Below are 10,157 nucleotides of genomic sequence, written 5' to 3'. Positions count from 1 at the left end.
AACATCTTATAGGAGGCATCAAGATCAAAGACGACGTTCTGCAGGACCTGCGAAGATGGAACCTTGAACTCAGGACATTGTTTTTTGACTTCCGGCAGTTCTTTCTTTTGAGAAAAGACGTTGACTTTGCCCCAGGCCTTGAGGTCTTTTCTCTGTTCCAGACAGGCATTCCAAAGCTCCGTACAACGATGGGAAACCTCCCAAAGTCTTTTTTGGGCCTCCCAATCCGGCATTATTGTGAGCTTCAGTGTCAGGTGCATTTTATCTCCTCAACGGCTTGTATGGTAACCATACGAAATACAATAATCAACATAATTTGAGTGTATTAAATAGGATTAATCACGACCATATGACAAGTCACGAGGATTGGATTTCTGGCAGAACCTGCGTCTATAACATCGGCTATCACATAGTCTGGTCAACAAAGTACCGACGCAAAGTTATAGAAGGAGCAGTTGAAACCAGGTTGAAGTCACTTTTTCAAGAGCCAGGAATTTCGAGTTTGAAATCAAAGAAATGGAGGTGATGCCCGATCATTGTCATGTCTTCGTTTCATGTCATCCAAAGATATCGCCATTAGATATCGTTAAATGCCTGAAAGGCATTACAGCAAGAAAACTCCTTTAGGAGTTTCCAGTCATCAGGAAAAAACTTTGGGCAGGGCATCTGTGAAACCCGAGCTATTATATCGGTACCGTTGGAAATATGAGTAAGGATGTGGTTCTTCGATATATTCAAAATCAAAAAACAGAAGACGCGGAGAAGTAAACTTCCCCGAATGATAGACAGGCAGCCTTACATCCCCTCTTTAAAAACTGACTTTTACCCACAAGTGAGTGCCTCCGTGAACTCGATGCGTTCGTGGAGGCTTCGCCAGCCTCGCCACCACCGGTTCAACAATTACATAAGGTGAGGTGGTCGTTTGTACAATAAATACTGTAACTTGACGACTTACGGGTAAAAGTCAGTCTTTAAAAAGAGGGGGATTTCGGCTAATTTTTCTAAAACCTTGGTCTGACCCAGGTCGGCGAGCATGCCAGGTTCGCCGACCTCCAGCCCAGGCTATCCTTCCCCCTCGTTGTCACACGGCCCAATATTTCCCACCGAAATAAAAATCAAGACCACACAAGGTATCGAAGACCCAGTCTGTCGAGCTACACTCAGTATCGAAGTCCCGCCTCTCAATATGCCGAAGTCAAAAAAGGACCTCCTATGAAGATTGCCCTCAGCCTGATCACAGGCCTTCTCATCCTGGGCTATGGCATCTATAAATGGCTCGATATTCAGGAATTCGGCGCGGTCCCGGACGCGGCGGAACGTCAAAAGTTTCTTCAGTCGCCGAACTTTGATTCCAAAAACGGAACGTTCACCAACATCGTGCCTGGAGATCTCCGGCGCGATATGAAGACGTGGCCCCTGCTGCAGTCTTATATCTTCGGCAAGGAAATCCGCACGCCAACTCAGGACCTGCCCGTGGTGGCTCCTGATTTTGATCAACTGCTAAAGAAAGATGGCGTGCCTTTGAAATGGATCTGGCTCGGACACTCGACGCTTTATCTGAATATTCAAGGCACCCTGGTTCTCGTCGACCCTGTCTTCACGTCAGCTTCGCCGTTTCGCTTTATGGTCACACGATTTCAAGCCCCTCTGGCGACGGTCGAGACCATGCCCAAGCCCGATGTGATCGTGATTTCACACGATCACTACGACCACCTCGATGCCGGAACGATGCGGTTCTTTGCAGGAACATCCGCTCAATTCCTTGTGCCTCTCGGTTTGGGCTCGCGACTGCGAAGCTGGGGCGTGGATCAGGCACGCATTCAGGAAATGGATTGGCACGAGAGCCTGAACGTGCAAGGTGTGGAATTCCGCGCGGTGCCGGCTCAACACTTCTCCGGTCGAGGCCTCTTTGATGCGAATAAAACCCTGTGGACGGGCTGGATTATGAAAGGCCCAGGACTGAACATTGTCTACAGCGGCGACACGGGCTATGCCGGACATTTTAAAGAAACCGGTGACCGGTATGGTCCCTTCGATCTCGCATTTCTGGAATGCGGTCAGTACAACACGATGTGGCGCTATGTGCATATGATGCCAGACGAGGTTTTGCAGGCGGCCCGGGACCTGCAAGCCAGGAACCTGTCCCCCGTGCACTGGGGTATGTTCAATCTGTCCCTGCATAACTGGTTTGATCCCATTGATAGCATCACCAGTCTGGCGACAAAGGCTCAGCTCCCTATTTGGCATCCTAAATTGGGTGAACTCACATCATTCCCAGGGACGCCGTCTCAAGAGACCTGGTGGCGGTCACATCCCGATTTTATCAAGGGCCAGTCGATGGTTTCCAAAGACCAGGGTTAAGCTACGAGGCGACAGCCCCATCACCAGCTTCATGGGACTCGGCATGATCCATCGTGACAACATCACCTAGCAAACGATAGTAAAGTCCCTTGGCATCAGGATCATCGCGAACCGTGAGACCATGGGTCTGGAGATTTACGCGGATAAAATCCCTGCGATCGTCAGCTTTGAGACTGCTCCACACCCGATCCTGAAGAATGACGAGGCTGGCAGGCGGCTTGCCGGCAAAGAGTGATTTCCGCATGGCTTCATAACGGGTGGCCAAAGCAATAGCCCGTCCATGCAGATCATATTCCTTGGCGCCCGATTCCGGGAAAAAGCCGGCGATCCCATCATAAGCAATCCCGATCCCGCAGTGAATGGGTCGGTCGTATTCCAGCAGCCGGACTTCCTCCTGGAACACGTCATGGAACTGCAGCGCCAGATCCAAGGCATCCTTGGCAACGTAACCCGTGCGTGATTTGAAGGGATAGCCGACACTGCAGAGAAACCCATCACCCATCTCTTTGATACGGTATCCACGCGAGGCCATATCGATTCCATTGTAGCCTTCCATCATGAGGCTGTTACAACGGGCGAAGATAATCCGCAGAAATTCTTTGACCTTTTCATGCTGAATCTGCGAGCTGGCGATAATATCGAAACAAATCACGCAGCCTTCGCCGGAGGTCGTGGGCATGGTTTGTTCCAGTTCCCTGGCGCGCCGGATCATTTTAATCTGATGTGGATAGAACACCTTTTCCAGTTGCTTGAAGGCATGGCGCAAGGCCGCAATACGCATGCGAGCGAGAAGGGCCACGGGAGTAAAATGCAAAAGCTGAAATAGCATCGCCGTCAGCGTAATATTCTCGTCCAGAGAAAAATCGCTGTATCGCATCATGTAAGTCACGACCACGGCAAAATAAACGGCGCCGTAGAGCAGCAGATTAAGGAAATTGGCTGCTCCTAAAAAGAAGAACATCACACCATAGGTAAACCAAAAGTACGCCGGGTAACAGTTTACGTCAGCTGGCAACTCCCTCAGCATGAAGCAGGTGCCCGTGATGCCATGAAGGATTACACAGATGAACGTCAAATGTTTGACGATAAGCTTTTTCGTTTGCCGATCATTCGTAAGGGACATAGGAAAATCAAACAGAAAAAGCAGGGAAAATGGCAAAGAATAAAGAAAATGGTCGATGATATACGTTACATAGTCATAGCTGGGGCTTTGTCCGGTAAAGCTGATCACGAGGTTCGTCATGATCACGGTGGAGCACGCGCAAAGGCCCGCGGCATAAGGCCCTAATCCATTGTAGATGCGCCTTTTGCTGAGTTTAAAAGCCAAAAATTTCGATTTTTTCGGCTGCACCCAAAGTCCCATATTCCATGACACCTGGCCTCCTGATCGGTGTAAATTGTCCAAGACATTACCCAAAATCCTGGTCCGGTGAGGCGGGCCGAAGAATCGAACTAGCCAAATTCCTCTGGCTCTCCTAGAACATGGGGTCTCACTCTTTGCGAGGACACCATGCACTTGATTCGAATGTTGAGTTTATGTTTGTTTTGTCTTGGGAACCTCTCTCAAGGGGCTGAAGCCAAAACTCCCGTTATTATAGACACCGATATGGCCATCGACGATTGGTTGGCCATGTTTTACCTTTTGCATCATCCGAGCAGTCGTGTGCTTGGTGTCACCGTAACCGGTGCCGGAGAAGCTCATTGTCAACCCGGCGCTCAGCACGCCGTCGATCTGGTTGACTTAACACCACAAAAAGGCATCCCTGTGGCCTGTGGACCCGGTGAACCCATGGATGGTTTCCATCAATTTCCAGCGCCATGGCGCGAAGGTGCTGATACGTTTTATGGAGTGCCGCTGAAGGCCAGCTCGCGAAAACCTGATCCTCGTTCCGCTCCTGACGTTCTGATTGATCTTCTGGAACGCGCCGACGCTCCGGTCAGTCTCGTGATTCTGGGCAATGCGACCAATGTCGCGTTGGCTTTGGGCAAGGCACCTCAGATCAAAAAGAAGATCGAACGGATTGCCTTCATGGGAGGATCGATTTGGGCCGGTGGCAACATCATCGTTCCGAATTTCACCGACAAACATAAAAACAAGACCGCGGAATGGAATATCTTGATCGATCCGATTGCGGCCAGGATAGTCCTGGAATCGGGCATTCCCGTGACACTGGTGCCACTGGATGGGACCAATCATGTGAAGGTGACTCCTGCTGACGCCTCTGCCATGAAAGCTGCGGCCCGAACAGACGGCGCTCGTTTCTTCAGTCAGATCCTGGATAAAACCAAATGGTTCATCGACTCCGGCGAATATTATTTCTGGGATGCGCTGACAGCAGCTGTCATCCTGCATCCTGAATTTTGCACACTCAAGGATCTGCCACTTGAAGTGATCGTTGCTTACTCCGAGAAAACCAATGGCGATCCTCTCCCCGCGTTTGGCAAACAGCGCTGGGATGGCAAGGAACGTCGGAACTTTGACCCTTACTTTACGGGGCAGACCATCCTATCCGATCGCGGAGCCATGACGAGGGTGTGCGTGGCGGCCGATGCCAAGGCCTTTAAAAAGGATCTCATCCATACGATCAACCTCCGGCCTTGATCCTGCGAAGCTGCTGGGTGGGACAGTCCGAAACCCACCCATGACTTATAAGATGTGATGCCATGAGCGTAAATACCGATCATTTTTTTCGCAAAAGCACCAAGGCTACGCCCTTTAAAACACGCCATTTCGTGAAGATTTCCCAAAAGCTGCAGCACCAATGCAATTTTACGAAAATCGAAAAATAGATTGGACTTTCGCTGCGGAAAGGCTCAAAAAAAGTTCTGTTAAAGATCTCTCGCGTTCATGAAGCGACACTTGTTCGATTGAAAATTGAAACCAAAAAAAGGCCGACGCGATGACAAGCGATGGGTGGGGTGAGCTTTTGAGCCAGCAGCGAGCTGTGCGCAGCAGCCTTAACGTGTCTGATGTGGCACCCGTGGGATTTATTCTCTTCGATGCTGATGGCTTCATACTAAAAACCAATCCTTTTGTGGAAGAGCTGCTGGGTTATTCCAGAGCGGATTTCGTGCAGAGTCCGCTGACTCAATTTATTGCGGCATCGGATCATGAAAGCTTTCGCCAGGCCTGGTCCAAGGTGTCGACGTCTCAAGATTATCCATGCAGCCCCATTCGGATGATCAGTCAGGACCGTAATGTGGTCGCCATGCACATGCGCTTGAGTTTGACACCCCCTGCACCGGGCCTAACCCGGCCTCTCTATCTTGCGTCCTTCATGGATAGGATCCCAGCTGAACCGCCTCTGCAGAGTAAATCCGAACTTATTTTTCAATCCGCCCTGCTCGATTCCATCGGTGAAGCCATCATCGCTACGGATCTGGAAGGCAGTATTCTTTATTGGAACAAGGCCGCTGAGCAAATCTATGGATGGGAGGCCAAAGAGGTTCTCGGCAAGAACATCATCACAATTACCCCGGTGGAGGAATCCCGGGACCTGGGCCTGGAAATCATGGCTGCACTCCAGGCGGGACAATCCTGGAGCGGAGAATTTATCGTACGTCATCGCGATGGTCGGCGCTTCCCTGCTCGCGTCACCAACACCTGCCTGCGCGATTCATTTGGAAATCTGTCGACCATTATAGGAATTTCCAGCGATCTGACCGAAAAAAAGGCCATGGAAACGCAATGGCAAGTCCTCCATTCGGAGCTTTGCGAACAGCAGGTCGCCATGGTGAATCTTGAAAAAGTTCATGTGGCCGAGGCCAATCGATTCAAGTCAGAATTTATTGCCAATATGAGCCATGAGATCCGTACGCCTTTGGCTGTTATTCGTGGCTATGCGGAACTCCTGACCAGCGATGACCTCAATGTGGATCGAACCGAATGCATCGAGTCCATTCTGAGGGCCAGCCGTCAGGTGGAATTGCTGGTGAATGACATTCTCGATATTGCCAAAGTGGAAGCGGGAAGGTTGGAAATTCAGCCCATGCCGGTTTCCTTGGCTACGATTCTGAGTGACATCAAAGAGATGCTGAATATCAAGGTTGCTGAAAAAAATGTAAAGCTCGACTTCGCTATCCCCAGCGCCATGCCCACGTCCATCCAAACCGACCCCTTTCGACTCAAGCAAATCCTGCTCAACGTCGTCGGCAATGCCATCAAATTTACGCCAGACGGCGAAGTGAGTGTCAAGGTCGCCATGATACCAACCCGGGGTAAGCCGTCATCGCGGCTTCTATCCTTTGTCATAAGCGATACGGGTATTGGCATGACCCAGGAGCAAAGTGCAAGGATCTTTGGGGCCTTCAGCCAGGCCGATCGATCCATCACCAGAAACTACGGGGGAAACGGACTCGGGCTCTCCCTATCTCTGGAGCTGGCTCGCCTTTTAGGTGGCGATCTGGTGCTCCAAAAGAGTGAACCCGGAAAGGGCAGCACCTTTCTTCTCACGGTTGATCCTGGCGATGTTGGCGAGATATCCAAGTCACCAGATCCCCCACTGACCCTTCCTTCAGCTGCTCTTCCCGCCAGGAAAATTTCCATCGAACCCAACATACGCGATATGAAAATCCTGGTTGTGGAAGATGCCGATGATGTCCGTGCCATCGTCAAATATTTTCTGCAGAATCAGCGCGCCTCGGTTACGGAAGCCACCAATGGCGCGGAAGCCATTCATCTGGCTCATGCAAGCCCATTCGATGCCATCCTGATGGATTTACAGATGCCGATCTGTGATGGATTCAAGGCGACCCGGCACCTGCGTTCCGAAGGCTGTTGCTGGCCGATTTATGCATTGACCGCGCATGCCATGACGGGCGAACGCGAAAAGTGTCTGGCCGCTGGTTTTAGCGGCTATTTGACCAAACCTATCAATTTTAGAGAGATGATCGCCGTGCTCAGCAAGGAACGAAAGGCGCCATAGGCTCAAAGATTCCGATTGCGGGGACGGCGACGAATGGGGATGACTGGCTCGCCTGGGCCGCCCTCGTTTTTAGCGGCTGGCTTCCCGGCATTGGGAATCAAATTCTCAAATCGTTGAGAAAAGCGCAGGATGAAATCCTCGGATTTAAAACCAGCGACGACGGCCACGCAAAACATCAGCCAGAAAACACGTTGGCCTTCCTCACCCATATCCAGCTGCAACGGCAGCGCATTGATAAAGCCATAGGATACAAGCCCCGACAAGGCCCCCAGCAAAGGTCGCAGGAACAACCAGCAAAAATTCGCCTCGCGGTCCTCGTCGCTCCAGTGCCGGAGGTGGCGAAACGTGGGGGGCAATTAAACCAAAAGGTTCAGCATGGATCCAACGAGGCCGCCATAGACGGAAAAGGAAATATCAATGTACTGCACGGCATCATTCTGGAACTTCAAGGCTATGTTCTTTTCGAACAAAATCCCCAAACCGATGACCGTTACCAGCAGAACGAAGGTATAAAGTTTAATGTGCAGGCGAACACGATGCTTGTATTCCGCGCTTCGATGATCTTCCATGACATCCTCACTGAGTCCGGGATGCACATCGGCATTTGCCGAAAAACCGGAATAGGCAAGGGCTTCCTGGGTGAATTTTTCGACTCAACTTCCCTTATTTTTACAGAAATTCATCCGATCCTCAGAGGGTGGATCTTCGCGTAAAGGCAGGGCATGAACGGGATCAGGACAAAAATCTTTCAACTCGGGCTGGTTTTCATCAGCTTTTTCCTGCAGCTTCCCGAACTGTCGGCCGATATCACTGGACCTTCCTTCATCCTTGGCGAAAAGACCAAAGGGGAATCGCTGACTCCCTTTCTCGCTATTCTTTACGGGGTGCCGAGCGAATGGGGTCCAGACACCGTGCAGGAGCACTTTCAAAAAGGGGCCTATTATCGCGAAACGGGCGAGTCCGTGAATTTTGGCTTGGATTTTTCCACCAAGTGGGTCCACTTTCAACTCACCAATCCGTTCCCTGGCGATCGCTCCATTCTCATTGAAAACAACACCACCATCATCGATCACATGGAGCTCTTTCAAAATCAGGGCGATCGCTTTGTATCCCTCTCCGTCCAGGGGGATCAGGAGCCTATTTCACAACGCGCGGTCTTGAGTCGACAGCCGGTCTTTCGCCTGACAGTACCGCCTGGAACGCACAACTATCTGATCCGAATGGATGCAAAAAACGTCGTTCAATTGGGTCTCAAAATTTGGGACGAGCATGTCTTCCATCAAAAGAACACGACGGAGCTGATGACGATCAGTCTTCTCCTGGGCTTCCATATCGTCATCGCTCTTTACAATTTCTTCCTTTACGTCAGTGTTCGTGACCGGATGTACCTTATTTATGTGGCCTACGTCCTCAGCAATGTCGCTTATCAGTCGAGTTCCATGGGCATCATGCAGTACGTGAACCATATTTTATTCGGCTGGGAGACGTTGAATAATTGGGTCATGATCGCTTCGGTCGATGCTGTTATCATCACGGCTTTGATTTTCTCGCACTTCCTGCTCTCTCTGAACGATCAGCTACCGATGATGTCACGGGCCATGAAGGCCTGTGGCCTGATCAGCTGCCTCAATCTCTTAATCAACTTCACGATTTCGGTGCAAACAGCGGCTGTATTCTGTCTCTTTAATTCTGTTCTGGCGGTGACCCTCCTGATGTGCGCCGGACTCTATCTCTGCTGGAAGCGCTACAAACCGGCTTATTTTTTCACGCTGGCCTGGAGTTTCTACCTGACCGGTGCATCAGGGAATATCTTCAGCCTGATCGGCTTGATTCCGGCTTTTGAGATCAGTAACTGGATTCAACTCTATGGCGGCAGCATCGAAATCGTTCTTCTGTCGTTAGCCGTGGGCGGACGAATGTCCCACATCCAAACGAAGCTGACTCGGGTCCTGACCGAACAGAAGCAAATTGAAGAGGTCGTGCGTTCCGCCCAATTCCTGCGTCGCCGTGAACTTGAAACGGGTCTGCCGGATTTTCTGAACTATACCTACTATTCTCAAGCCGCTAAGAATGTCAGCGGGGATTGGGTGGGCATGGTCATCTGCCCTGAAGCCAAACGCCTTTATATCTATCTGGGGGATGTGATGGGCCATGGTCTATCACCCGCGCTCATGTCGGTTATTGCGGCAGGCGCCACACGTGGTGCCATTCACAACAGCCTGGATCGTAGTCTGGGCGAGCCGGATCGCGTTCTGCACATTGTTCGGTCCATTAACGATGCGCTCTTTGATCGCTGTCACGAAGCCGACTGTTTCATGAGTCTCGCCCTGGTGTCGCTCAATTGGGAGACGGGAGAGGCATGTCATGTCAATGCCGGGCACACGCCACTTCTCAAAGTCACGCACGATGAAGTTCAATCCTTTATTCAACCCGGCAGCCTCATTGGAATGTTCAAAGATCCCATCTTCCGAGCCCAGACTTTGACATTGAATCCAGGAGAATCGATCTTTCTTTATACGGATGGCTTGACCGAAAATACGTCCCCCAAGGGGCGGCCGCTGCGCATGCGAGCCATTCATAAGGCCCTCCTGGCTGGTGATACGCTAGAGAGCAGTGAATCAACGTTAATTCAACTGATGAACCGTCATTGGACCGAGCAGCCCCTGGCTGACGACACGACATTTTTTATCCTGCGTCTCGAAAAGCTCCGCAAGCTCGCTTCCGCTGGCTAGTCGGTGGAAGCGAGCCCACTTCCGCCGCTGCCACGAACGGTACCTCGCCCGGCATCCCAACCAAGTCACCACAAGCCGGTTTCCATCCTGTTTGTCATATTATAAAGGGCCCCTCCGTCGCCAGGTATTGACACTGGAG

Annotated in this window: 6 protein-coding genes and 2 pseudogenes; 6 read left to right on the top strand and 2 right to left on the bottom strand. The window is 51.1% G+C overall.

What is annotated here, in order from left to right:
• Positions 1 to 260 (bottom strand): annotated as a pseudogene (locus tag VE954_RS02655) (hypothetical protein); the annotation flags it as partial.
• Positions 261 to 349: 89 nt separating this feature from the next.
• Here VE954_RS02655 and tnpA point away from each other — a divergent pair.
• Positions 350 to 768, top strand: a pseudogene (gene tnpA / locus VE954_RS02650) (IS200/IS605 family transposase).
• 444 nt (positions 769 to 1,212) lie between these two features.
• A complete protein-coding gene (locus VE954_RS02645) occupies positions 1,213 to 2,361 on the top strand; it encodes an MBL fold metallo-hydrolase (protein ID WP_324949374.1) in 1,149 nt (382 codons plus the stop codon).
• 1 nt (position 2,362) lies between these two features.
• Here the strand turns inward: VE954_RS02645 and VE954_RS02640 are convergent, their stop codons facing one another.
• Positions 2,363 to 3,736 (bottom strand): adenylate/guanylate cyclase domain-containing protein, encoded by a 1,374-nt coding sequence (locus VE954_RS02640; protein WP_324949372.1) that lies wholly within the window; start codon positions 3,734 to 3,736, stop codon positions 2,363 to 2,365.
• 135 nt (positions 3,737 to 3,871) lie between these two features.
• Here VE954_RS02640 and VE954_RS02635 point away from each other — a divergent pair, with 135 nt between their 5' ends.
• The 4 genes from VE954_RS02635 (at position 3,872) to VE954_RS02620 (ending at position 10,018) form a co-directional block, all read left to right on the top strand.
• The gene (locus tag VE954_RS02635) at positions 3,872 to 4,963 is read left to right on the top strand and encodes a nucleoside hydrolase (RefSeq protein WP_324949370.1); all 1,092 of its coding nucleotides are present in this window, start codon (positions 3,872 to 3,874) and stop codon (positions 4,961 to 4,963) included.
• A gap of 298 nt (positions 4,964 to 5,261) precedes the next feature.
• Positions 5,262 to 7,286, top strand: coding sequence for a PAS domain S-box protein (locus VE954_RS02630; protein WP_324949368.1), 2,025 nt, complete (start codon positions 5,262 to 5,264; stop codon positions 7,284 to 7,286).
• Positions 7,287 to 7,399: 113 nt separating this feature from the next.
• The gene (locus VE954_RS02625; RefSeq protein ID WP_324949366.1) at positions 7,400 to 7,999 is read left to right on the top strand and encodes a hypothetical protein; all 600 of its coding nucleotides are present in this window, start codon (positions 7,400 to 7,402) and stop codon (positions 7,997 to 7,999) included.
• Between the two features lie 9 nt (positions 8,000 to 8,008).
• Entirely contained in the window at positions 8,009 to 10,018 is a 2,010-nt protein-coding gene (locus VE954_RS02620; RefSeq protein ID WP_324949364.1) for a SpoIIE family protein phosphatase, read from the top strand.
• Positions 10,019 to 10,157: the final 139 nt, after the last annotated feature.

This window comes from Oligoflexus sp., assembly GCF_035638955.1.
Classification (GTDB): domain Bacteria; phylum Bdellovibrionota_B; class Oligoflexia; order Oligoflexales; family Oligoflexaceae; genus Oligoflexus.
Note: the sequence above shows the minus strand (reverse complement) of the source record. Positions and strands in the feature narration are given on the sequence as shown.